Origin of the sequence: Haloarcula sp. Atlit-7R (genome assembly GCF_003666065.1) — an archaeon.
In the GTDB taxonomy this organism is placed as follows: domain Archaea; phylum Halobacteriota; class Halobacteria; order Halobacteriales; family Haloarculaceae; genus Haloarcula; species Haloarcula taiwanensis.
Genome location: NZ_QXIK01000019.1, coordinates 24,270 through 44,988, shown reverse-complemented (window position 1 = coordinate 44,988; position 20,719 = coordinate 24,270). Strand labels below are relative to the sequence as shown.

Sequence of the window (20,719 nt, the reverse complement as noted above, 5' to 3'; positions counted from 1 at the left end):
GACGACCTCGTCCTGAATGAAGGCGGTCGAGGGCTGCTTGATCTCGTGAACAGGGATAGCGATGTTCTCCTGGACACTCGGGTCCCGAATGCACCGATGAGACTCGTGCAAGACCAGATGATAATCCGTCTCAGAAACCCACGTGACATCAACGTCCGCCTCACCGTCTAACTCGTCCTCTAAACTCTTTATTGCCCCCGCGCCGGCATACCCCGACCCGAGCACGACCACGTTCTCTGTCATAGGCCACTCTCCGGAGTCATTAGATACAAACCCTTTGGAATCGGTCTACGGCTCTGCTGTTGTCCTCGCATACTGGCTCATGGTCGTGGTCCAGTTTCCTAAGTTTGCAGTTTCCTTCGGTCACCATCCCGAGGGAAAACAGCGCCTACCGTTCCGAAAGACGACTCTTAATCACCAATTACGCTTCGAGCGGTCGTTTCCAGACAGCAATTGGGAGTCAGTCGGGCTACCAGGCACCACGACGGTTGTCCTGATGAGCAGGACTGTTCGGCGTGGAGTGATGGCGCTCATTCGACGCGGCCCACGCAACGGCGTTGTGCAAGAGCCTCTGGACGACTGGCCGGTGGTACACGGGAAACGTTTCGTGACCGGGTTGGAAGTAGAATATACGCCCTGCACCACGGTAGTAACAACACCCGCTGGGAAATACCGTGCCGTCGTCGCACCAACTTACAGTCACCAGGGTGTCGGGTATCGGTAGGTCGAACCCCTTTCCGTATATCTCGGCACGTTCGAGTTCGAACTCCTCGGGAAGTCCGTCGGTAATAGGATGGCTCGCTTTGACGACCCAGACGTGCTCACGCTCGCCCTCCTCGCGCCACCGCAGGGTACCAGTTCCCCCGATAAGCGCCTCGAACGGCTTCGATTCGTGGCTGGAGTGAAGCGGAATGAACCCCATTCCGTCACGGACAGCCTGCTCAACGCGGCTCGCAGCCGCATCGCTGACGGCATCATGTGCGACATCGCCCCACCACAGTAACACGTCAGTGTCGGTGAGCACCGTCTCGGTGAGTCCGTTGGCAGGGTCGTCAAGTGTCGCTGTCCGAACAGTGTGGCCGTAGGAAGTAAGCATCTCAGCCAACGTCGTATGGATCCCGTCGGGGTACATCGCATTGGCGGGGCCTGTCGCCCGCTCGTGCCGGTTTTCGTTCCACACGGTGACTGCAACCATACAAGAATACACTGAATAACCAGAGAAAAATATGACTACTCGCTCGCGGCTGAAGAGCAACGTGTCAATACTAGCGAGGATCGAAGTGATCCCGGTACCTGTTCAGGCATTCGACTGGTTTTTTCGAACATCGCGACCAGCCGACGCGACGAGCTGCGACAATAGTTGAAATCGCCTGCGGCAGCAACCGTGCTGGGAAGCCATAATCAGGTACCGCTGGATATGGCGGGTCATAGTTCTTTCCGACATCGGTGTGGGAGTGTCCACCGTGTCTCCCGATGTAGTCCACAGACGGTGGTTCCGGTACCTGCACAGGGGTAGTTATTAGCCGGCCGCGGCCGAAATCACAACAAGATATGAGCGATTCACCGGAGAAGCTTTCCGTCTGGTGTGCTGGCGAGGACTGGTGTCCCATAACCACGACGGCGTCCCTTATCGGGAAGAAGTGGCACCCCGTTATCATCCACCGGCTGCTTGATAACGGCCCCTCAGGATTTAACGAACTCAAGGAGAACGTCGACGGTATCTCATCTAAAGTGCTCTCCGACAGCCTCGAAGACCTGCAGGAGAAGGGGCTCGTCGACCGCGAAGTAATCAACGAACAGCCGTTTCGCGTCAATTACTCGCTCACCGAACACGGAGAGTCACTGGAGTCCGTAATTACCGAAATGGCAGCGTGGGGCGAGACCTACCTGCAGGAACCGACAGAGGCTGATGAGCCCGCAGAGTAGGTCCCGCAGGCAATCGCTTTTATTGGTGCCCGACGAACTGTCGTGTATGCCCGTTACTTCGGATGACGAACTCAGAGACATTCTCGAACTGGACCGCGTCGCCGTCGTCGGCTGCTCGACCAGCCCCGGTAAGGACGCCCACGAAATTCCGAAGTACCTCACCGAACAGGGGTACGAGGTGATACCGGTCAACCCCTTTGCTGACGAGATATTCGGGCAGAAGGCCTACGACTCACTGGCAGATATTCCCGGTGATATAGACATTATCGACGTCTTCAGGCCCAGCGACGAGGTCAGCGATATCGTCGACGCGGCCCTGGAACGCGACGACGACGCCGTCATCTGGCTGCAGCTCGGCATCCACGACGACAAGGCCGTCGAACGCGCCGAAGCTGCTGGCCGCCGCGTCGTCCAGGACCGCTGTATGAAGCCGACACACCAGCAACTGCTGGCCTGAACAGGCAGATAATGGCTGAGTACGGTTGACATGGCCGTCGCCCGGTACGGTTTAGTCCGTGGCTGAGCCACATCCGGTGTATGCTGCCGTGGGAGCCAGCGGCGTACTGGCTCGTTCGGATGCTGTTCCACCGGGCGCTGGCGGTTATTTACCTGCTGGCGTTCGTCGTCGCAGCCACGCAGTTCCGTCCGCTCGCGGGCGAGGAAGGCCTGTTGCCGATACAGCAGTACGTCGACCGCTACGAGTTCCGTGACCGGCCCAGTCTGTTCTATGTCTATCCGAACGACCGCGTCATCGGCATCACAGCCTGGGCCGGCGTCGGGCTCTCGGCGCTGGCACTCGTCGGAGTCCCATCGTGGCTCCCGCGTCCGTACGCGGTCCCCGTGTCGATACTCCTGTGGCTCCTGCTGTGGGCGCTGTTCCGAAATATGTTCGGTGCCGGACTCATCAAACTGCGCGGGGATGACTGCTGGCGGGACCTCACCGCACTGGACTACCACTACGAAACCCAGCCGATTCCGAACCCGGTGAGTTGGTACGCCCACCACCTCCCCGACCGGTTCCACCGACTCGAAGTGCTGGGAAACCACGTCGTCGAAGTCGCCGTACCGTTCCTCTACTTCGCGCCACAGCCGTGGGCGTCAGTAGCGGGGGTAGCGACCATCGGCTTTCAGGGCTGGCTCATGCTGACGGGGAACTTCTCGTGGCTCAATGCCCTCACTATCGTTCAGGCTATTGCGGCATTCAGGGACGACGTTTTCACAGCAACCCTCCCGGTCACTGCTCCGAGCGCGACTGCGCCGCCGCTGTACCTGCAGGCGCTGTCGGTCGGACTCGCTGCTGTCGTCCTCTGGCGTAGCGTCGGACCGGTCCGCAACATCCTTTCGGAGCAGCAGGTGATGAACACCGCTTTCGACTCGCTCCGGTTAGTCAACGCCTACGGCGCGTTCGGCTCGATTACCAGAACGCGCTACGAAATCGTCGTCCAGGGGACCACCGACGAGGTCGTCACGGCCGACACGGAATGGGAGACTTACGAGTTCAAAGGCAAACCAACAGACCCAGCACAGCGGCCGCGGCAACTCGCGCCCTACCACTACCGGCTTGACTGGCAGTTGTGGTTCGCGGCGATGACCTCTTCGCCGCGACGGAGTCCGTGGTTTCTCGCGCTGCTGGACCGACTGCTTGCAGGCGACGAGGCGACCGAAAAACTGCTCGCCTCGGTGCCGTTCTCGGAGACCACGCCGACGCACGTCCGTGCGGTCCGCTACCGGTATCGGTTCACGACGCCCGAAGAGCGCCGCGAGACTGGGCAGTGGTGGGAGCGCGAACGCGTCGGCACCTATGTCAGCCCGATCAGCGACGGTGACCTGCGACTCGCCGACGTTTGAGATGGGGCGTCAGTTCGCGTCGTTCCTGCGCGCTGGCGGCGTCTTCGACATGACCTTCCCCCACTTCGAACGGTTATCGGCGATCCGCCGATAGGCCCGCTCGCGGAATCGCTCGTAATCCTCGAACTGCCGGAGAAACGAGAGCAGCGGCCGAGCCGCCTTGCCCATGTCGGTGTATGTGAGCGCTGTCTCGATGGATTCCCCGCAGGAGTACACGTCCTTCTCGGTCACCAGATGCGAACAGGATTCGTAGTCGTCCGGGAGTCGCTCTAGTACGTCGTCGTCTAGCTCGGAGAAGCCCGCGACCCTGAGGTCGGACCGCTCGTCGATGAAGTCCGCCCACCACGTACAGAAACCGCAGTCGTCGTCGTAGACGAGCGTTGCGTCGCTCATATACGAGCTACGTGCCAGAGGCACAAACACCTGTGGTTCAGCCGGCAGGGATTTACCGCCGGTCACCGCAGGCACGGGCATGGAGCGGTTCGTCAAGCTGGTCGTTGCTGGCGGGCTGGCGCTGGTAGCCGGGCTCTGGACCGTCCGACTTACGGCCTCGCTCTCGGCGCTCTGGCTCGGCGGGGTCGCGCTCGCGGTTCTGGGACTGGTCGCCCTCGGGGTCGGTATCGGTCGGGAGCTGTCAATCACTCGGTGACCACGACTGTGTGACGCCAACTGTTTTGCCCGCCGCTCTCCACAGAGCGCGTATGGACGAGGATGCGGTCGCCGAACTGATCGAGGACGCGCTTCCGGAGGCACAGGCGACGGTCACCACGCCGCGGGACCCCGACGACGACAAACACTACGCGGTACGCGTTGTTTCGCCGGCGTTTGAGGGCGAGTCGCTGGTCGACCAGCACCAGCGTGTCCACGACGCGCTGGGAGAGCATCTCACTCGCGACATTCACGCCATCGAGCTGACGACGCTGACGCCCGAAGAAGCCGAGTAACCGTGTACCCCGGCGGTGCGGCTCTGCTCGACCGTCGGTACGCCTTTATTGCCGACGCTGTTAGTGACGGTATGGGATTTGAGCCCGAAGAACTCTCTCCGGATGAAGTCACGGATCAGGTAGACAGCGTCATCGAAGACAACGAGGTTGTGCTGTTCATGAAAGGCAATGAGCTGATGCCACAGTGTGGCTACTCGAAGAAGGCCCTCGCACTGCTGCAACAGCACCGCGACGACATCGAGACAGTGGACGTGCTCAAAGCGACTGATGCCTATCGGGAGGCTCTAGAGCGCCACAGCGGGCGAGAGACGATTCCACAGACGTTCGTCGACGGGGAGTTCATCGGTGGCAGCGATATCCTCGAACAGCTTCACGAGCGCGGCGAACTCGGCGAAAAAGTCGGTCAGTAACTGCGGTCGGGAGCGGCGTTACTCTTCGTCTTCGTCTTTCATGTCGCCGAGCTTGTCGACGAGGTCGCTCGTGGTCGCCTCCGTCTCGAAGGAGACCGATCCGTCGTGGTCGTTCTCGTGGACCGCAACGCCATCGCTGTCGTCTGCATCTACGTCGTTGTCCTTCTGTTCGGATTCATCGTAGCTACCAAAGCCCATACACGTACAACTCGGAGTCCCACACTAAAATTCGCCGGTTCCCGCCGAGCTGCAACCCTCCAATGACATAGCGAGACAAGCAAAGGTTCTTTACTGTGCTTGCACTCCCGCTAGATAACGGCAGTCGAGAGCCGTGGTTTTACCGACGGCTATCGGGCCTCCATCTCCAAACTTATGAGTTCCGCAGACGAGACACTTGATCGAATTAAAGCACAGGTCGAAGAAGAGACACCGGACGACATCGAAATCGAATCTGTCGCGTTCGAGGGACCGGAACTAGTTATTTACACGCCGGACGCGCAGACGGTTGCCAACCGCGACGGTATCGTCAGAAATCTCGCACAGACGCTGCGGAAACGAATCAACGTTCGCCCCACGCAAGAAGCACTCGTCCCGCCGAACGAAGCGCGGACTCGAATCACGCAGACGATTCCCGAGGACGCTGGCGTCCAGAACTTGGATTTCGACCGCCAGACCGGCGAAGTGTTCATCGAAGCCGAAAAGCCCGGTCGCGTCATCGGCCGCCACGGGGCAACCCTCGACGAGATCTCCGCCTCCGTCGGCTGGACCCCGGAGGTCGTCCGGACGCCGCCGATGGAGTCCTCGACGGTCTCGAACGTCCGGAATTATCTCAAGCAGGAACGCGAGGAACGCCGGGACATCCTCCAGCGTGTCGGTCGCCAGATCAACCGACCTACCACGAGCGACGAGGACTGGGTTCGGCTCACGACGCTCGGCTGCTGTCGTGAAGTCGGTCGCGCCGCATTCATCCTCTCGACGCCGGAGTCCCGAATCCTCATCGACTGCGGTGACAAACCCGGTGCTGAGGGCGAGGTTCCGTATCTCCAAGCACCCGAAGCCCTCGCGGCTGGGCCGAATTCTCTCGACGCCGTCGTCCTGACCCACGCCCACCTGGACCACTCTGCGCTCATCCCCATCTTGTTCAAGTACGGCTACGACGGGCCGATATACACGACCGCGCCGACGCGGGACCTGATGGGCCTGCTCCAGCTGGACTACCTCGACGTGGCCTCGAAGGAGGGCCGCACCCCACCCTACGAGAGCCAGCAGGTCCGGGACGCGCTGAAACACACGATTCCACTGGAGTTCGGCAACGTCACCGACATCGCGCCCGACATCAAGCTCACGATGCACAACGCCGGGCACATCCTCGGCTCGGCGGTGTGTCACTTCCACATCGGCGAGGGTCGGTACAACGTCGCCTTCTCTGGGGACATCCACTACAAAGATACCCGCCTGCTCGATGGCGCGGTCAACGACTTCCCGCGAGTCGAGACACTCGTGCTTGAGTCGACCTACGGCGGGAAAAACGACTACCAGACCGACCAGTCCGACTCCGAGCGGGTCCTCAAGGACGTTATCAACGAGGCCCACGAGAACGACGGCAAGGTACTGATTCCGGCCTTCGCCGTGGGTCGGTCGCAGGAACTCATGCTCGTTCTCGAAGAAGCGATGCGAAAGGGCGACATCCCGACGATGCCGGTGTACCTCGACGGGATGATTCGGGAGGCGACGGCCATCCACACCGCGTATCCGGAGTACCTCCGGGACGACCTCCGCCAGCGTATCCTCTACGAGGACGAGAACCCGTTCCTCGCAGAGCAGTTCGAGCAAGTCGATGGCGGCGACGAGATGCGACGGGACATCGCCGACGACGAACCGTCTATCATTCTGACGACCTCCGGGATGGTCACCGGCGGCCCCGTGATGTCCTGGCTCCGGCTGCTGGGCAGCGACCCGGACAACACGATGGCGTTCGTCGGCTATCAGGCTGAGGGGACGCTCGGTCGGCAGATACAGCGGGGTCAGGACGAGGTCACCCTCGGCGACACGAGCGGGCCACGCGCCGAACGGGTGAGCCTCAGACTGAACGTGGAGACGGTCGACGGCTTCTCCGGACACGCCGACCGACAGGGGCTCGAATCGTTCGTCGAGACGATGCATCCGCGGCCGGAGAAAATCCTCTGTGTCCACGGCGACGCGTCAACGACGAACCAGCTGTCCTCGGCGCTGTACCAGAAGTTCAACATGCGGACCCACAACCCGAAGAACCTCGAAACGTTCCGGCTGTCCTGAACGGCGAGTTAGCTCTCCTCCGAGAGATTCAATCCGGCAAACAGCCGCGCCGAGATCACTTGCCCGACGATGTCGACGAGGACGGTGTCGTCACTCGTGTAGTCGGCGAAGATACCGAGTGGCACCTCGCCGCCAGCCATCTCGCGGTGTCCGCCTGCGCTCCCAACATCGCTCAGGGACTCGCTCAGCACGTCGCCGATGTTGACCCGGGAGTCGGTCGAACGGGCGCTGAGCTGGATAGCGTCTTCGACAATGCCGAAGACGATGGCTGTCTCGACGCCCTCAAGCGTCGCCAGATAGTCGGCCGCCTGCGGGAGTGCGTCCCGTTCCCCTGTCCGGCCGACGTGTGATATCAGCACCGACCCGCGGACCGTCCGGTTCTCGATTGCGTCGGCGATTGCGTCGACGGTCGCGCCGCTGACAGACGGCGAGGAGAGCTGCCGCAACAGGCCAGAGTCGGCCGTGTCGGCCAGAAAGCCGGCCGCGCCGTACTCGTCCGGCGTCACGCCGCGCAGGAACCCCAGCGTCTCCCGCCGGATGGCAAACAGTAACGCTGTCGCCAGACGGTCATTGAGTTCGATGTCGAGGTCTCGGAGGTACTCGGTCAGTATCGTCGCCGTCGCTCCGATCTCTTCCCGGTGGTCGACGAACGTGGCCGCGATATCCTCGGCTGGGTGATGGTCGATGACGATGTCAACCGAGACATCTTCGGGGACCCGGTTGTTCGACCCCGGAACAGAGTGGTCAACGAAGGCGAGCAGCTCCGAAGACTCGCGGTCGGTCACGTCGGCCGGGTCGAACTCCCGGAGGTCCATCTCCAGCAGATTGACGAACGAGCGGTTCTGCTGGTGTGAAATCTCGCCGCTGTAGAGGATTCGCCGCTCGTCGATGCCGATGGCGGCCGCGATGCGACCGAGCGCGAGCGCGCTGGCAAGACAGTCGGGGTCGGGATTGTTGTGGCAGACGATAGTGAGTGAGTCGGCCTTTCCAAGCAGATTTTCGAGTTCCGTTGCAGGGCGCATCTATCAGTTGTCCCTTCGACCTCCTGATACAAGCGTGTGGGGGCCGGCAGACACGCAGTGTATAGAAGCCAAGAACAGCCGGAAAGCCACGGTTGGCGGCCCTCGCGGGACGCGCTGCAATGCTCACGACCGGGCGCGCAGTTGCTGGACGAGAACGCCGAGGACGAGTGCGAGACCGAGGTTGACGAGCACACCGAAGACACCGATAGCCGCGACAGCTGCCAAGTCGTCCGTTCTGGAAACCCCGGTCCAGCCCAACTGGAGCGCGATCAGTACCAGAATGATCCCGAGAAGCGCCGTCGGGTAGGCCGCGATGACACCGACAGCGAGGAACGCGGTCAGCACGTAGCCCGCGCCGAGTATCAGATTTGCACCGGGCGTTCTGGCCCCGAAAGCGTACTTCCCGGCGACGCCGCCACTCCCGTGACACATCGGAAACGCGCCGAAAGGAACCGCGACCAGATTCATCAGCCCCATGCTGTTCGAGAGCTGGTCCGCGGATACGTCCTGGTCGAAATAATCGGCGAGCAGGACCGACGTGGCGAGGGCGGCGTTACCGACCGTGACCGCGACCTGAGCGAGGATAGCCTCTACCGTCTGCACCGACAGTGTCATCGTCGGGAGCATAAACATGGCGTCAACCGCTGGAACGGCTGGCGTCGGAACCCCGGTCTCCACGAGGGCGATGGCCGCTCCAAAGACGAAGACGGCGAAGGCGCTCTGCCCGCTGTAGCCGACCACCGCAAGGACAGCGACGATACCGGCGGCGACGGCCACGAGCTTCGGGTCGTCGAGTCCGAGACCGACGCCGGTCTCCAGCAGGACCAGCGCGACGCCGAGTTGTACCCCACGAACAACAGTGTCATCGACGTACTGGTTGACAGTTTCGAGCGACTGTGTGGTGCCAAGCGCGAGTAAAAGCACTGCCAACAGGAGCCCTGCGACGACGAGTTCCCCGGTCGAAATGGTCCCGGCGATGACCAGCGCGGCGAAAGCCTTCATCGGCTCGACCGATATCGGAGCACCGTAGTACAGCCCCCAGACGACCTGAAACACGCCGAACCAGACGAGCATGACCGGGAGCGAAAGCTCTGTCAGCACGGCGACAGCCACGACAACCGGGAGCACCGTCGCAGAGTCCCCGACTGCTCCGGTCAGTTCGGTCCACGACAGCGAAACCGTCGTCCGGTCGCGAAACCGGAAACTCATGACGGTTGGTACCGACGGCGAAACAGTGAGCGTACCGGCCCGCGGCGGCCGCTACTCCGAGTACTCGTAGGGCGCACGGTCCCCGTCAGTGTCGATGTACGCCTCGTTTATCTCCCACTCGCCGTCCTCTGTTTCAACCATGTACTCGCCGTAGTAGGGGACGCGGGTGTCGACTGTCTCGCGGAACGCGGCGCGCATCGACTCCTTGGTCGTGCCGATGTCGCGCAGGTCGTCGTTGCGGTTCAGACAGCCCTTGAGATACCCGTCGTGGGTGAGCCGGACGCGGTGGCAGTTCGCACAGAAGTTCTCGTTGCCAACGGGGTCGACGATTTCGACCATCCCGCTGTTGTGGTTGTTGACCGGCTCCGTCCGAACGCCGCCGTCGGACGCGGCCAGCGATGTGGTCGCGCCGCTACTTTCGACCGCCGCGTCACTGCTGTGCATCCAGTAGCGCTTGCGGTCGTGCATCTCCCGGTGTTCGACCTTGTCGGCGCGGTCTTCCAGCCAGTCGTGGACGCGGTCGATGTCGATGGCCCACTCCGGGTGGCCGGCCAGCTCGGGCATGTACTCGATGAGTTGGAGCTGGAGGCCGGGGTTCTCGGCGACGTGGTCGACCATCTTCGGAACGTAGCCCGCGGTCGGCTCGAAGACGACCATATTGAGCTTCACCGGGGCGAGGCCGGCGTCCAGCGCCGCTTCGACGCCTTCGAGAACCCGGTCGTAGGCCCCGCTCTGTGTCAGTTCGGCGAAGGCCTCGCTATCGAGGGCGTCCTGCGAGACGTTGACCCGCTCGAGTCCGGCGTCGACGAGGTCCGGGGCGCGGCCGGGGAGGAACGTGCCGTTGGTCGTCATCGACACCTCCATTTCATCGGGGGCGCGCCGGACAATCTCTTCGAGGTCTTCCCGAAGCATCGGCTCCCCGCCGGTGAACTTCACCGAATCGACCCCGAATTCGGCGGCGACTTCGAGGAAAGCCACGATGGTGTCGGCAGTGAGTTCGTCATCCTGTGCCTCCATCGGGCCCCGTGTGTCGCCCAGCCCCTCGTTGTGGCAGTAGACGCAGTCGAAGTTACACCGGTCGGTGAGGGAGACGCGGACACCGGAGACCTCGCGACCGAAGTCGTCTTCGAGCATATCCTTGCTAACTATTCACAGCACAGCCTATTAAATGGCGTGACTGTTCCGATTCCGTCGTCGGACACGGGGTAACGATTAACCAGACCACCGCCCTGCACTGTGTATGGACATCGTCGACGCGCTGGACGGGCGACATGGGACCACCTGCTTCGTCGGCGCTGGGGGGAAGAAGACGACGATGGCAACGCTCGCAGCGCGACTGGAGCAGGCAGTCGTCACCGCGACGGTTCGGATACCCATCTTCGACGGCTGGGTCGCGGACGTTGTCGTGACGGAGAGCCCCCGGTCAGCCATCGACGGCGCGACCGCGTGGCCGCTGGGCGTCGTCCCGGCACAGGAGCGACCGGACCGCTACCGCGGCTACGACCCGGAAACCGTCGCCGACCTGGCTGACATCGCGTCCCCGATTCTGGTGAAAGCTGACGGCGCGCGGATGCGGGAATTCAAGGCGCCGAGCGACCGCGAGCCACAGCTCCCCGCGACGGCATCGACGGTCGTCCCCATCGCGAGCGCACACGTCGTCGGCGAACCGCTGATGGACGACATTGTCCATCGGGTCGACGAGGTGGCCACGATCACAGGGCGTGCCCCCGGCGACGAGATTCGACCGAGAGATGTCGCCGCGGTGCTCGCCAGCGGCCGCGGCGGGCTGAAAGATGTGCCAGCCGACGCGACCGCGATTCCGCTGCTCAACATGGTCGACGACGAGAGACTCGAAACGAACGCGCGGGCTGTCGCCGAGGCGATTCACGACCGCGCCGACGTGCCACGCGTGGTGCTCGCGGAAATGCGAGACGACGATCCGCTGGTGGCAGTCGTCTGAGAGCGAGCCGACACCGGCCCCGTTCGTTCAAAACCGCTCGGCCGCGGCCTCGAACTCCTCGCGGGTGTTGAGGTTCTCGAACGTCTCCAGCGTGGTGTGTTCGAGCACGTCCTCGCGTTCGACGACGACGTAATCGAGGTCAAACAGCGGTTCGACGACCTTGTGCTCGCCGCGCTCCAGCGCTCGCCGGCAGGCGTCGTGCATCGCGTCCGCGTGATACACTGCCTGCGTCGTCTGAAACCACTCGTCCGGGCGCGGAACTGCGGCCTCGTGGGACGCCGCCTGCTCGAACAGGTAGTCGACGAATGTCGGATCGACAAAGGGCATATCGCAGGCCACCACGGCGGCGTACTCGCTGTCGACGGCCTCCAGCCCGGTCGCGATGCCCGCCATCGGCCCCTGGTCGGGGTCCGCATCGAGCGCGAACGTCGGGTCGAGGGCGTGGCCTGACAGCGCGCCGTCGATTGCCTCAACCTGGTCCTCGCGGCAGTTCACGACGAGTTCGTCGACGACCTGACCCAGTCGGTCGGCGACGCGGCGAATCATCGGCGTGCCAGCGAGGTCGGCGACGGCCTTGTCGCTGTTGCCGAACCGCGTCGACCGGCCGCCAGCGACGATAGTGCCTGCGCGCATACCCTGCCTTCTCGGCTCTGGCAGAAAGGCGCTTCGTGCATGGCTGGTGGGGATAATCCTTTAGTCGACAGACGGAGGAGTGAGGTATGATGACAGTAGCCAACCGGGACCGGATGCTCCACGTCGACCTGTCGTCGGCGTCAGTCGAAAGCCGTCCGGTCCCAGAGGGTTGGCGTCGCCAGTTCGTGGGCGGCAAGGGACTCGGCGCTCGGTACCTGTACGACGAACTCGACACCGGCACCGACCCGCTTGGCCCCGAGAACCTCCTGTTGTTCATGCTCGGGCCGGTATCGGGGCTGTTGCCGGGTGAGACGAGATATGCCGCAGTCACGAAGTCGCCCCTGACCGGCGGCTTCCTCGACTCGTACGCGGGCGGGACGTTTCCGGACACGCTAGCCGGCGCGCTGCGGAACCACATCGGGATTCTGGTCACCGGGCGCGCGCCGGAGCCGGTCACACTTGTCGTGGAGGACGACGGCGCGACGGTCGAACCCGCCGAGACGTGGGGACAGGACACAGCCGAAACTGACGCGGCGTTCCCCGAGGCCGCAGTGGCGTGTATCGGGCCGGCCGGCGAGCAGGGCGTCGCATTCGCCACCATCGCCTCCGACGGCGGCGAACACCACGCCGGGCGAGGCGGTGCCGGGGCGGTGATGGGCGCAAAACGGCTGAAAGCCGTCGTCGTGCGCGGCGACCCGCCGACGGACCTCGCGGAGTTACGGGAACGGTACGCAAAGCGGTACCGCGAGGGCGACACCGGCCAGTGGCTACAGGCCAGCGGGACCGTCGAGACGGTCGATTTCGCCAACGAGGTCGGCGCGCTCTCGACGCGCGGCTGGGAGGACGGCCAGTTCGAGGGCGCCGACGGCGTCGGCATCGAGGCCGTCCAAGAACTCGCCGCAGGCCGGGAGTACGACGACGAGGGTAGCCCCGGCGGCTTCCGCGTCCAGACCGAAGACGGCGAGACCATCCCGCGCGGCGCGACAGCGATGAGCCTCGGGGCCGGCCTGGGCATCGACGACTTCGATGCCGTGGCGGCGCTGGGCGAGACCTGCAACCGGCTGGGGCTCGACCTCATCAGCGCCGGGAGCGCCGTCGCGTGGGCCATCAAGGCCGGCGATGCCGGCCTGCTCGACCGCTCGCTCGAGTACGGAAGTCCCGACGATGCGCAGGCGCTCCTCGAAGAGATTGTCGCGCGGGAGACAGCGCTCGGCGACGCTCTGGCCGACGGTGTCGATGCGGCTTCAGACCGTCTGGGCGGAGCCGACCTCCTGCCGACGGTCAAGGCCATGGAACTGCCCGCCTACGACCCCCGCGGCGCGCGGAGCATGGCGCTGGCGTACGCGACCAGCGACCGCGGGGCCTGCCACCGGCGGGCGCTCCCCATCGAGCGGGAGGCCTTCGACGGCGACTGGAGCCCCGAGCGGGCGGCCGCGGCCGTCGTTCGCGAACAGGACCAGCGCTCGGCACTGTGGTGTCTCATCGTCGACGACTTCGTCGGCGACGCCTTCAACGACCTCGGCGCGGAGTGGCTCGACGCTATCGGCCTCGACACGGACGGCGACCTCGCGACGGTCGGTGAGCGCGTCTGGACACTCACGCGCCTGTTCAATGTCCGCGAGGGCGTCTCGCGGGCCGACGACGAACTCCCGGCAAAGCTACAAGAACCGCTCGATTCGGGACCGAACGCGGGCGCGGCGGTCGACGCCAAGTCTTTCGACGCGATGCTCGACGCCTACTACGGCCAGCGCGGCTGGGACGCCGACGGCCGGCCCACCCGCGAGACGATAGAGCGACTGGGCCTCACGGACGCACTCGACCCGTCGACGCTCCCGGCAGGCAGGACACTCGGAGAATGACAGACCAGATAGACCTCGACGACCTCGACGTACAGGACGACGAAGAGACGCCGAACCGGGGCGACTGGTTCTGGAGCGGGGAGGGCGAACCCGAGGACGAACCGGTGCCAGCCGGGGACGGGGCGGCATCGGCTGACGACGCCACGGACGCGAGCGCAGACGCGGACAGCGAATCGGCCGACAGCCCGGGCAGCCAGCCGGTCCCTCACGTCCCGCGGGAGAACAAGGACAAGCCGGTCGGCATCCCGACGGACAGCGGCGGCGCGGGCGGCGCGGCCGCGGCCGACACCGACTCAGCCTCGAATGTCGCCGAGGACCCGGACGCCGGCGAGGAGGCCGTCGAGGCGAGCGGCCCCCACGGCGGCGGCATCGACGACATGACGATGGCCGTGACATACGACGCGGCTCGGCAGTTCGCCGACCCGCAACTGGTCTTCCGCGAGGCGCGGGCGTGGGCCGACTGGGTCGGTATCGTCGGCGACGTCGACGCCTTCGTCATCAACAAGTTCCAGCGCGACCACGGCATCGACGCCGACTTCTTCAGCGGCGCGGGCCAGGAGCCGGCCGAGCGCCTCGCCGACATCGACGAGCACTCGATGTTCTACGCCGAGCGGATGGTCCTGGTCGGCCGCCCGGACGACGAACCCGTCGCCGAGCGGGCCGGCTGGGAGTTCGTTCCGCTCGCCGACGCCGCAGAGAAAGCGGACTGGGACCTCGTCGACGGGTAACGCCGTATTTTTATAATGCTTGCTGGTCATTGTCATACACGAACGACAATGACACTTCGAACCGCGATCCAGCAGTCGAAGATACTCACGTTCGTGGTACTGGGAGCCTTCGTCTGGCTCTTACTGACACTGTTCGATGTCGCGTCGACCATCGACCTCGCGACCGGGACAACCTCATTCGTTGGCCAGAACGCGATGGGCGGGGTCGCTGGGGTGCTCGTGTTGACCATCGTACTCGGGGCGCTCGTGGTCCTGTACTCCGAGATTACCGAGACGGACCCGGCTCCGCAGTCGTGGCCGCCATCCGAAGAATGACCTACTACAGCTGCGAGGAATGCGGCCAGATGATAGACCTCTCGGCGTTCGAAGGGCAGCTGCGCCGGCAGGAGTGTCCGGTGTGTGAGGAGACGACGCTGTGGACGCCCGAGTTCGAGGGCGAGGGGGTGTCGTTTTGACGCTCGCCTTCGAGGTGAGCGACCGGCTGTACGAGGCCGCCCAGGAGTGGGCCGACCGGCGGCTAGAGGACATTGACGAGGCGCTGGAGACCAAAGTCGAGCAGGCGCTGCTAGAGATTGAACACCTCGTTTCACAGTCCCACGACGTGGTCTTCGAGGTCGACGGCCGCGAAATACGGTACGAACCGACCGAGGAACTGGCCGCGTTGCTCCGTCGACAGGCCGAAGAGAGCGGGATCGACGAGAGTGCCGTTCTGAAGATGCACGTCGACCTCTACGCCAACGCGTTCCTCGACGAAGTGACAGATGAGCAGAAACCGCCGGGGACCCCGTCTGAGTGACGGCACCAAAACTTAAGCCCAGTCACTGTGACAGTTGATACATAATGGCACACGAACAAGGCGAGTGGAAACCCAAAGGTGCGACAGAGACGTTCAACGGCTTCGAGGTCTGGGACCACGGCGTCTGGCCGGCTGACGTGAACCAGAATGACACGACGAGCGACGAGGAGTAGCGGCGGCCGCCTTCAATTCTCACAGCTGACCAGCGGCGGCTACGGGGCCGGGAAGGCCCGCTTGTCGCGTGGCGGGACGTAGAAGTTCGAGCGCGACGCGACCTCGATGAACTCCAGCAAACCGTTGTTCTGCCGGTCCCGGAGCTCTTCGTGTTCTTCCCGGAGCCACCAGCCGTTCATCGCGTCCCGGACCTCTTCGAAGTCACGCGGGTGCTCCTGTAGTGAGAGGAAATGCAGGCCGGCCTGACCGCCGTCGATCGTGTTGAAGTCCCGCCGGAGAAGAATCGGCTCCCCGTCCTTGCGGGCGCGGGCAACCTTCTCGAAGTGGCCGACCTCCCCCTCGCTGCTCGCGTGCTCGCGGACCATGTCGGCGAAAGGGAGGTTGCCCCTGTCGATGTCCGCCGGCGAGAACTCCGCCGAGAACAGTCGCTTGACGCGGTCGGACTGGGCGAGTTCCCACCAGGTATCGAACGCCTCGTTGATTCGTGAGAGGTGTATCGTCGTCCCGCCGGCGTAGGGGCCGTCGTCGATTGTAACGCGGTCCTCGCTGGCCTGGGTGCCGGACCGGCCGGCAAAAAAGCCAGAGAACATATAAGACTCCTCGGGGATGTCGGCAGGGACGCCTTCGGCATCAGCGTGGGCCGCCGGGAGTCCCTCGCCGATGAAGCCGCCGCGGCGGTCGGCGACGGAGAACACGTCACCAAGCCGGCCCTGAATCTCCGTATCGGCCAGCCTCGGCCGCGTGTCGAACATCGCGGATTCTGCGGCGGCGAGGTGCGAGGGAACGTCGCTCGCGAGAACGAGCATCGCGTCGAAAGACTGCAGGTCGGGGTCGTCCGTCCGGGAGAGGACTCGCGGGCTGCGTATCGGGGACGTATCGAGCGACCCGTAGGTGTCGAAGTAGTTCGTCCCCCAGGCGAGCATGTGCAGGAGCCCTGCACTGTTGAATTCATACGCGTCTTCCAGTGTTCGCATCGCTAGCTCGACAGTCTCCGCGGCTGCATCCGACGGCTCGGTGTCGAGGTCGAGCATGAACAGCCGGAAATGATGTGGCAGCAGGTCGTTGCCGGCGGCATCGCTCCGGAGGCGCTCGTTCCAGGCGTGTTGCCGTATCGGGAGTTCGTCGGCTCGCGGGTTCGGGTCGAGGTCACCCGTCGGCGACTCCGCTTGTCTGGCCAGCAAGGACGAACAGCCGCTGAGACCGGCCGCTCCGGTGAGTGCAGAGAGCCGAAGCAGCAGTCCGCGGCGCGAAGTCATGGTATACTATCACAGGGGTGGGACTACGTGGAGAAAAGCTTTGTCTCAGGAGAACAGGTCGCAACGGTTTTTTACTTGTCAGTCCGTATCACATCTCATGTTAACTATACCCATTCACTCGGAACCGGGACTCAATCTCCCGTTTCCACCCGATATGGGCGCGGCAGTCCTCGGTGTCGGGCTGGTCGTCCTCGCCGTCATCACGTACGATATCTATCAGCAGCACTGGGCCGGAGAGGGTACCTGATGGCCACCGAGCAATCGAATTCCAGGCTGACCGCCGTTTCACTTCTCGGATATCTCCGAATTCTGGTTTACACCCTCGCTACGCTGCTGGCGCTGTCACTGCTTGTTGTCGGCACAATCGGCCTCATCGCCGAACTCAAGGGGAGCTGGCACTGGCAGATTCACCTCGAATCGACCATCAGCTACATCGGGCTGTTCGTCAGCCGCCTCCTGATGGTCCTCGTGCCGCTGTTCGTGGTCCTCGTCGTCGGTCGACGGGTGGTCCCCGATGCGTGAGCGACTGCGTGTGAACCCATTCGGGGTAGTCGCGGCGGTGTCGGTCACGCTGCTCTGCGTGCTGGTCGCGGGTGCGGGAGCGGTCGCAGTCATCGCACAGTCGGTCAATACCTGGCGGTCGCTCTTTCTCATGGAACAGGCGATGGCGTTCCTGCTGCCCGCGGTGAAGGTCCTGCTGGTCGTCGGCCTCGTCGCCAGCGTGGGGCTCGTCCTCCGCATCCAGTAGCCTAGCCGATCTGGGCGACGATTTCGTCCTCGAAGCGGACCAGGCCCTCACAGACTAGCGCCGCCGCGAGGAACAGTCCGTCGTCGGCCTCCTCGCGCATCTCGTCGGTGAAGTCGACGACCCACTCACTGAGGTGTTGCTCGATGAACACCCGCTCGTAGCCGACGGTCTCCTCGTCGCCCTCGCGCTGGCGTTCGATGAGATAGCGCAGGAACGCCAGCTCGACGGCAATGAAGTCGTCCTCTTCGGGGTAGTCTTCGGGGGGTGCCCACCCCGCCGCGGCGTAGCTGGCATCGACCTCAGCGAGCCTCTCGCCGATGAACTCCGTGTCCTCGCGGTAGTTCGTCTCGTGGGGCAACACCGGCGGGCGCGGGCCGACGAGCAGGTCCGTGTACTCCCGTTCGAGGTCGTCACGCACCGCCGAGACCGACCGGTCCGCGTTGTCGTCGATCCACGCCCGTAGCATCTCGAAGCCCTCGTCCAACTGGTCGTTGATGGAGTCGCCCGGTAGCTGCACGTCGCCGCTCAACAGCCGCTCGACGAACGCCTCGTCGGGCACGTCCCAGAACACATCGATGACGAAATCGACCAGTTCGAGGCGGGCCTCGTAGACGGCCGCGTCGTTCATCGTTTCTCCCCCTGATCGAACAGCAGACGGCTCCGACAGTCGCTACAGTACTCGAAGACCGAGTGGTCGGCGTCGGGGGCCAGGCCCTCGACCTGACTGCCGACCTCATCCTCGATCTTGGTCGCGGAGGCGACGCTAGTGAACGGCTTGCCACAGCGGACGCATTCGAGCATGTCGCCGTCGTGGACGGTCACCCAGGCCTCGCCGCCCCGGTTCTCCGGGAGCAGGGAGCGGTCCAGCCCGTCGTGCATCGTAATCGCCGTCTCGGGACACCCCTCCTCGCAGAGCCCGCAGTTCACGCAGTCCGCGTGGTTGAACGCCAGTTCGCCCTCGCCGGTCCGCTGGATAGCGTCGGTCGGACAGAGGTTCGTACAGGTCGGCGTCAGCGTGCACGCGTCGCTGACGTCCATGACGCCGAAGTCCTTCAGCCCGCGAATTACCTCCCGCTCGGGGTCGACGTGGTCGAGGATGGTTCGGACGCTCTCTAGAGTCCAGCCGTGGCTGTCGAAGTCGGGGTTGGGGCGGGGTTCCTCGCGGTCGGCGTCGCTGCGGCCCGTCGCCTCGTAGTCGCCGGCCGGTATCGGCGTCTCGTCGAGGCCGAACTCGACGAACCCGGACAGTGACTCGGCGAAGGCCTCGGGGTTGCCCGCTTCCGGGGCGAAAAAGCCGACGCGGTCGCCCAGGCCGAGGTCGGTCGTCGCCTGACTGAGCCGGTCGACGAGGTCCTGCTTGGGGTCCGGCCCGGAGTGGAGACAGGAGCCGCCACAGCCGACGATGGCGACGCCGTCCGCGCCGGCCGCCAGCGCGTGCATGACGTGTGCCTCGCCGACCGTGTCGGTGCAGTTGACCTGGACCGGGAGGATGGGCGGGTAGTCGAGGTCCCCCGACTGGACGGCCTTGCGTCCGTGTGCTCGGAGCCGCTCCATGGCGTACTCCGAGCAGACGAACGCGATGACCTGCGTATCGATGCCGCCGTCGCCGCGCGAGAGCAGGCCACCGTCGGCGTCGTCCTCCAGCAGCGCCTCGACCTCGCGTGCGAGCCGGCGGTTCGACGGCTCGCGGAGCTGTGTCGCGCCCGTCGGACAGGCGCTCGTACAGGCCCCGCAGTTCTCGCAGGCGGCCTCGTCGAACTCCACGGAGTCGATGGTCGGCCGGTCGACCGCGCCGTGGGGACAGGCGTCGACACAGGCCGTACACCCCTCCTGACTGGACGCGCCGGCGGCACAGACGTCCATATCAAGGTCGAGGAACTGCGGCTTCTCGATGCCGCCCAGTTGCGATTCGACGGCGGCGATAGTGCCGGCGTCGACCGGGCCGGTGTAAAAGCCCAGCCGGCCGCCGCGGGCGTCGTCGCGGCCGCCGGGGTAGATGACTTGGTCGACCTCAACGGTGTGCGTGACCCCCGCCAGGTCGATGGCGTCGGTCGGACAGGTGTCCGTCCACGCGCCGTCCGGTGCGTCCGGGTAGATGTCGACGGGGAACTCCGTCACCATGCCGTCGGGACCCTCCCGCACGCAGTCCATGCAGTCGATGCAGTCGTCGGTAACGCGGGCTTCCAGCGTGAGTTCGTACTCGCCGTACGAGCCCTCGATGTCGACAACGCGCCCGCGCTCTATCGTCACATTGCTCAGCCCTTCCACGTCAGCGAAGTCCTGCCCGTCCGCGATGACCGTCACGTCGGCGTCGTCGGTCAGCGACCGGGCGGTCCCCGGGTCGCCGACGACGGCGACGCGGTTGCCGGCGTCTTTCGACACCGTCCGCGAGGGTGCTTCCTTGCGAAGTCCCGCGCGTGTCGCGTTGATGAGGCGGGCCGTCTTGTCGGTTGCCGCCGCCTCGCCGTGGACCCAGGCGTTGGTCTCCCGATGGTCGACGAACACCGACGCCTCGGGGTGCAGGCCGTGCTCGTCCGCAAGCCCGCGAATGCGGTCCTGACACGACGGTTCTGGCGTCGTCGCGATGATCTGGTCGAGGTCGTACTCCTCGATGACCTGTGACATCCCGGCCAGCCCGTCCTGGCAGAGCAGTTCGGAACTGGCGACGACATCGACATCGTCGACACCGTCCCGTACCGCTTCGAGGTCGATGTCACACGACCCCCCACAGGAACACACAAAGGCACCTGTATTCATTAATCATGCAAAATCCTGTCGAAGTAATAGAACTTGCGGAGTGTTCACATATGTGTTCGTGAACACAACCCTCAAAATTTTGGCCCGTCAAAAAATCCCCAGTAATAATCATGGCAAAATATGACACCTTTTATCATACATGACAGTGAATTTG

27 protein-coding genes and 1 pseudogene are annotated in these 20,719 nt (G+C 64.2%); 17 read left to right on the top strand and 11 right to left on the bottom strand.

Features of this window, described 5'->3' with window-relative positions:
* Together D3D01_RS20700 and D3D01_RS20695 are read right to left on the bottom strand one after the other, a co-directional pair.
* Nucleotides 1-243: pseudogene (locus D3D01_RS20700) on the bottom strand (NAD(P)/FAD-dependent oxidoreductase); the annotation flags it as partial.
* 226 nt (nt 244-469) lie between these two features.
* Entirely contained in the window at nt 470-1,195 is a 726-nt protein-coding gene (locus D3D01_RS20695) for a ThuA domain-containing protein (protein ID WP_121513595.1), read from the bottom strand.
* Between the two features lie 356 nt (nt 1,196-1,551).
* Here D3D01_RS20695 and D3D01_RS20690 point away from each other — a divergent pair, with 356 nt between their 5' ends.
* The 3 genes from D3D01_RS20690 to D3D01_RS20680 all read left to right on the top strand — a co-directional run bounded on the left by D3D01_RS20690 (nt 1,552) and on the right by D3D01_RS20680 (nt 3,774).
* Nucleotides 1,552-1,926 carry a helix-turn-helix domain-containing protein gene (locus D3D01_RS20690; RefSeq protein ID WP_004956789.1) on the top strand — a complete coding sequence of 125 codons (375 nt, stop codon included), beginning with the start codon at nt 1,552-1,554 and terminating at the stop codon, nt 1,924-1,926.
* 46 nt (nt 1,927-1,972) lie between these two features.
* The gene (locus D3D01_RS20685; protein WP_101350362.1) at nt 1,973-2,383 is read left to right on the top strand and encodes a CoA-binding protein; all 411 of its coding nucleotides are present in this window, start codon (nt 1,973-1,975) and stop codon (nt 2,381-2,383) included.
* 80 nt (nt 2,384-2,463) lie between these two features.
* On the top strand, nt 2,464-3,774 hold the full coding sequence (locus D3D01_RS20680; protein WP_121513594.1) for a lipase maturation factor family protein: 1,311 nt from the start codon (nt 2,464-2,466) through the stop codon (nt 3,772-3,774).
* 9 nt (nt 3,775-3,783) lie between these two features.
* On the opposite strand, the gene D3D01_RS20675 is transcribed toward D3D01_RS20680, so the two are convergent.
* Complete coding sequence (locus tag D3D01_RS20675; RefSeq protein WP_121513593.1) at nt 3,784-4,167, bottom strand: DUF393 domain-containing protein; 384 nt, start codon at nt 4,165-4,167, stop codon at nt 3,784-3,786.
* 79 nt (nt 4,168-4,246) lie between these two features.
* On the opposite strand from D3D01_RS20675, the gene D3D01_RS24340 reads away from it, so the two are divergent.
* The 3 genes from D3D01_RS24340 to D3D01_RS20665 all read left to right on the top strand — a co-directional run bounded on the left by D3D01_RS24340 (nt 4,247) and on the right by D3D01_RS20665 (nt 5,128).
* A complete protein-coding gene (locus D3D01_RS24340; protein WP_198560175.1) occupies nt 4,247-4,423 on the top strand; it encodes a hypothetical protein in 177 nt (58 codons plus the stop codon).
* Between the two features lie 52 nt (nt 4,424-4,475).
* Complete coding sequence (locus D3D01_RS20670) at nt 4,476-4,718, top strand: BolA/IbaG family iron-sulfur metabolism protein (protein ID WP_101350365.1); 243 nt, start codon at nt 4,476-4,478, stop codon at nt 4,716-4,718.
* Between the two features lie 71 nt (nt 4,719-4,789).
* Nucleotides 4,790-5,128: a glutaredoxin gene (locus tag D3D01_RS20665; protein ID WP_101350366.1), complete on the top strand. Its 339-nt coding sequence runs from the start codon at nt 4,790-4,792 to the stop codon at nt 5,126-5,128.
* A gap of 18 nt (nt 5,129-5,146) precedes the next feature.
* On the opposite strand, the gene D3D01_RS20660 is transcribed toward D3D01_RS20665, so the two are convergent.
* Nucleotides 5,147-5,326 carry a DUF5786 family protein gene (locus D3D01_RS20660; RefSeq protein ID WP_053969115.1) on the bottom strand — a complete coding sequence of 60 codons (180 nt, stop codon included), beginning with the start codon at nt 5,324-5,326 and terminating at the stop codon, nt 5,147-5,149.
* Between the two features lie 174 nt (nt 5,327-5,500).
* Here D3D01_RS20660 and D3D01_RS20655 point away from each other — a divergent pair, with 174 nt between their 5' ends.
* Entirely contained in the window at nt 5,501-7,423 is a 1,923-nt protein-coding gene (locus tag D3D01_RS20655; RefSeq protein ID WP_101350367.1) for a beta-CASP ribonuclease aCPSF1, read from the top strand.
* Nucleotides 7,424-7,431: 8 nt separating this feature from the next.
* On the opposite strand, the gene D3D01_RS20650 is transcribed toward D3D01_RS20655, so the two are convergent.
* From D3D01_RS20650 to moaA, 3 genes are all read right to left on the bottom strand, one after another.
* Nucleotides 7,432-8,445 (bottom strand): bifunctional oligoribonuclease/PAP phosphatase NrnA, encoded by a 1,014-nt coding sequence (locus tag D3D01_RS20650; protein ID WP_121513592.1) that lies wholly within the window; start codon nt 8,443-8,445, stop codon nt 7,432-7,434.
* Between the two features lie 123 nt (nt 8,446-8,568).
* The gene (locus tag D3D01_RS20645) at nt 8,569-9,654 is read right to left on the bottom strand and encodes a putative sulfate/molybdate transporter (protein WP_121513591.1); all 1,086 of its coding nucleotides are present in this window, start codon (nt 9,652-9,654) and stop codon (nt 8,569-8,571) included.
* A 51-nt stretch (nt 9,655-9,705) separates the two neighbouring features.
* On the bottom strand, nt 9,706-10,788 hold the full coding sequence (gene moaA, locus D3D01_RS20640; RefSeq protein ID WP_121513590.1) for a GTP 3',8-cyclase MoaA: 1,083 nt from the start codon (nt 10,786-10,788) through the stop codon (nt 9,706-9,708).
* 106 nt (nt 10,789-10,894) lie between these two features.
* Here moaA and yqeC point away from each other — a divergent pair, with 106 nt between their 5' ends.
* Nucleotides 10,895-11,614: a selenium cofactor biosynthesis protein YqeC gene (gene yqeC / locus D3D01_RS20635; protein WP_121513589.1), complete on the top strand. Its 720-nt coding sequence runs from the start codon at nt 10,895-10,897 to the stop codon at nt 11,612-11,614.
* 27 nt (nt 11,615-11,641) lie between these two features.
* On the opposite strand, the gene D3D01_RS20630 is transcribed toward yqeC, so the two are convergent.
* Nucleotides 11,642-12,247, bottom strand: coding sequence for a molybdenum cofactor guanylyltransferase (locus D3D01_RS20630; protein ID WP_121513588.1), 606 nt, complete (start codon nt 12,245-12,247; stop codon nt 11,642-11,644).
* A gap of 86 nt (nt 12,248-12,333) precedes the next feature.
* Between D3D01_RS20630 and D3D01_RS20625 the strand changes: the two genes are divergently transcribed.
* From D3D01_RS20625 to D3D01_RS24890, 6 genes are read left to right on the top strand one after another with little or no spacing between them, the layout of a single operon-like run.
* Nucleotides 12,334-14,106: an aldehyde ferredoxin oxidoreductase family protein gene (locus tag D3D01_RS20625; RefSeq protein WP_121513587.1), complete on the top strand. Its 1,773-nt coding sequence runs from the start codon at nt 12,334-12,336 to the stop codon at nt 14,104-14,106.
* Nucleotides 14,103-14,834, top strand: coding sequence for a hypothetical protein (locus D3D01_RS20620; protein WP_121513586.1), 732 nt, complete (start codon nt 14,103-14,105; stop codon nt 14,832-14,834). The genes D3D01_RS20625 and D3D01_RS20620 overlap by 4 nt, the downstream gene beginning before the upstream one ends.
* A 48-nt stretch (nt 14,835-14,882) precedes the next feature.
* A complete protein-coding gene (locus D3D01_RS20615) occupies nt 14,883-15,149 on the top strand; it encodes a hypothetical protein (RefSeq protein ID WP_121513585.1) in 267 nt (88 codons plus the stop codon).
* A complete protein-coding gene (locus tag D3D01_RS24335; RefSeq protein WP_199725537.1) occupies nt 15,146-15,289 on the top strand; it encodes a hypothetical protein in 144 nt (47 codons plus the stop codon). Before D3D01_RS20615 ends, D3D01_RS24335 begins: the two co-directional genes overlap by 4 nt.
* Entirely contained in the window at nt 15,286-15,630 is a 345-nt protein-coding gene (locus tag D3D01_RS20610) for a hypothetical protein (RefSeq protein ID WP_198560177.1), read from the top strand. Before D3D01_RS24335 ends, D3D01_RS20610 begins: the two co-directional genes overlap by 4 nt.
* A gap of 44 nt (nt 15,631-15,674) precedes the next feature.
* Nucleotides 15,675-15,803, top strand: a complete 129-nt coding sequence (locus D3D01_RS24890) for a hypothetical protein (protein WP_255410190.1) — start codon at nt 15,675-15,677, stop codon at nt 15,801-15,803.
* Between the two features lie 39 nt (nt 15,804-15,842).
* Here the strand turns inward: D3D01_RS24890 and D3D01_RS20605 are convergent, their stop codons facing one another.
* Nucleotides 15,843-17,060, bottom strand: coding sequence for a hypothetical protein (locus D3D01_RS20605; protein WP_121513584.1), 1,218 nt, complete (start codon nt 17,058-17,060; stop codon nt 15,843-15,845).
* Nucleotides 17,061-17,157: 97 nt separating this feature from the next.
* Here D3D01_RS20605 and D3D01_RS24330 point away from each other — a divergent pair, with 97 nt between their 5' ends.
* From D3D01_RS24330 to D3D01_RS20595, 3 genes are read left to right on the top strand one after another with little or no spacing between them, the layout of a single operon-like run.
* Nucleotides 17,158-17,307 carry a hypothetical protein gene (locus D3D01_RS24330; RefSeq protein ID WP_198560178.1) on the top strand — a complete coding sequence of 50 codons (150 nt, stop codon included), beginning with the start codon at nt 17,158-17,160 and terminating at the stop codon, nt 17,305-17,307.
* The gene (locus tag D3D01_RS20600; protein WP_101350378.1) at nt 17,307-17,582 is read left to right on the top strand and encodes a hypothetical protein; all 276 of its coding nucleotides are present in this window, start codon (nt 17,307-17,309) and stop codon (nt 17,580-17,582) included. The genes D3D01_RS24330 and D3D01_RS20600 overlap by 1 nt, the downstream gene beginning before the upstream one ends.
* Nucleotides 17,575-17,808, top strand: coding sequence for a hypothetical protein (locus D3D01_RS20595; RefSeq protein WP_101350379.1), 234 nt, complete (start codon nt 17,575-17,577; stop codon nt 17,806-17,808). Before D3D01_RS20600 ends, D3D01_RS20595 begins: the two co-directional genes overlap by 8 nt.
* 1 nt (nt 17,809) lies before the next feature.
* Here D3D01_RS20595 and D3D01_RS20590 read toward each other — a convergent pair whose 3' ends face one another.
* Both D3D01_RS20590 and D3D01_RS20585 read right to left on the bottom strand, forming a co-directional pair.
* Complete coding sequence (locus D3D01_RS20590) at nt 17,810-18,436, bottom strand: molecular chaperone (protein WP_121513583.1); 627 nt, start codon at nt 18,434-18,436, stop codon at nt 17,810-17,812.
* A complete protein-coding gene (locus D3D01_RS20585; protein WP_121513582.1) occupies nt 18,433-20,565 on the bottom strand; it encodes a 4Fe-4S dicluster domain-containing protein in 2,133 nt (710 codons plus the stop codon). The genes D3D01_RS20590 and D3D01_RS20585 overlap by 4 nt, the downstream gene beginning before the upstream one ends.
* Nucleotides 20,566-20,719 lie beyond the last annotated feature (154 nt).

Coding starts and splice junctions, on each gene's coding strand:
- D3D01_RS20695 (WP_121513595.1), bottom strand. CDS start 1,195: ATGGTTGCAGTCACCGTGTGGAACGAAAACCGGCACGAGCGGGCGACA.
- D3D01_RS20690 (WP_004956789.1), top strand. CDS start 1,552: ATGAGCGATTCACCGGAGAAGCTTTCCGTCTGGTGTGCTGGCGAGGAC.
- D3D01_RS20685 (WP_101350362.1), top strand. CDS start 1,973: ATGCCCGTTACTTCGGATGACGAACTCAGAGACATTCTCGAACTGGAC.
- D3D01_RS20680 (WP_121513594.1), top strand. CDS start 2,464: ATGCTGCCGTGGGAGCCAGCGGCGTACTGGCTCGTTCGGATGCTGTTC.
- D3D01_RS20675 (WP_121513593.1), bottom strand. CDS start 4,167: ATGAGCGACGCAACGCTCGTCTACGACGACGACTGCGGTTTCTGTACG.
- D3D01_RS24340 (WP_198560175.1), top strand. CDS start 4,247: ATGGAGCGGTTCGTCAAGCTGGTCGTTGCTGGCGGGCTGGCGCTGGTA.
- D3D01_RS20670 (WP_101350365.1), top strand. CDS start 4,476: ATGGACGAGGATGCGGTCGCCGAACTGATCGAGGACGCGCTTCCGGAG.
- D3D01_RS20665 (WP_101350366.1), top strand. CDS start 4,790: ATGGGATTTGAGCCCGAAGAACTCTCTCCGGATGAAGTCACGGATCAG.
- D3D01_RS20660 (WP_053969115.1), bottom strand. CDS start 5,326: ATGGGCTTTGGTAGCTACGATGAATCCGAACAGAAGGACAACGACGTA.
- D3D01_RS20655 (WP_101350367.1), top strand. CDS start 5,501: ATGAGTTCCGCAGACGAGACACTTGATCGAATTAAAGCACAGGTCGAA.
- D3D01_RS20650 (WP_121513592.1), bottom strand. CDS start 8,445: ATGCGCCCTGCAACGGAACTCGAAAATCTGCTTGGAAAGGCCGACTCA.
- D3D01_RS20645 (WP_121513591.1), bottom strand. CDS start 9,654: ATGAGTTTCCGGTTTCGCGACCGGACGACGGTTTCGCTGTCGTGGACC.
- moaA (WP_121513590.1), bottom strand. CDS start 10,788: ATGCTCGAAGACGACTTCGGTCGCGAGGTCTCCGGTGTCCGCGTCTCC.
- yqeC (WP_121513589.1), top strand. CDS start 10,895: ATGGACATCGTCGACGCGCTGGACGGGCGACATGGGACCACCTGCTTC.
- D3D01_RS20630 (WP_121513588.1), bottom strand. CDS start 12,247: ATGCGCGCAGGCACTATCGTCGCTGGCGGCCGGTCGACGCGGTTCGGC.
- D3D01_RS20625 (WP_121513587.1), top strand. CDS start 12,334: ATGATGACAGTAGCCAACCGGGACCGGATGCTCCACGTCGACCTGTCG.
- D3D01_RS20620 (WP_121513586.1), top strand. CDS start 14,103: ATGACAGACCAGATAGACCTCGACGACCTCGACGTACAGGACGACGAA.
- D3D01_RS20615 (WP_121513585.1), top strand. CDS start 14,883: ATGACACTTCGAACCGCGATCCAGCAGTCGAAGATACTCACGTTCGTG.
- D3D01_RS24335 (WP_199725537.1), top strand. CDS start 15,146: ATGACCTACTACAGCTGCGAGGAATGCGGCCAGATGATAGACCTCTCG.
- D3D01_RS24890 (WP_255410190.1), top strand. CDS start 15,675: ATGGCACACGAACAAGGCGAGTGGAAACCCAAAGGTGCGACAGAGACG.
- D3D01_RS20605 (WP_121513584.1), bottom strand. CDS start 17,060: ATGACTTCGCGCCGCGGACTGCTGCTTCGGCTCTCTGCACTCACCGGA.
- D3D01_RS24330 (WP_198560178.1), top strand. CDS start 17,158: ATGTTAACTATACCCATTCACTCGGAACCGGGACTCAATCTCCCGTTT.
- D3D01_RS20600 (WP_101350378.1), top strand. CDS start 17,307: ATGGCCACCGAGCAATCGAATTCCAGGCTGACCGCCGTTTCACTTCTC.
- D3D01_RS20595 (WP_101350379.1), top strand. CDS start 17,575: ATGCGTGAGCGACTGCGTGTGAACCCATTCGGGGTAGTCGCGGCGGTG.
- D3D01_RS20590 (WP_121513583.1), bottom strand. CDS start 18,436: ATGAACGACGCGGCCGTCTACGAGGCCCGCCTCGAACTGGTCGATTTC.
- D3D01_RS20585 (WP_121513582.1), bottom strand. CDS start 20,565: ATGAATACAGGTGCCTTTGTGTGTTCCTGTGGGGGGTCGTGTGACATC.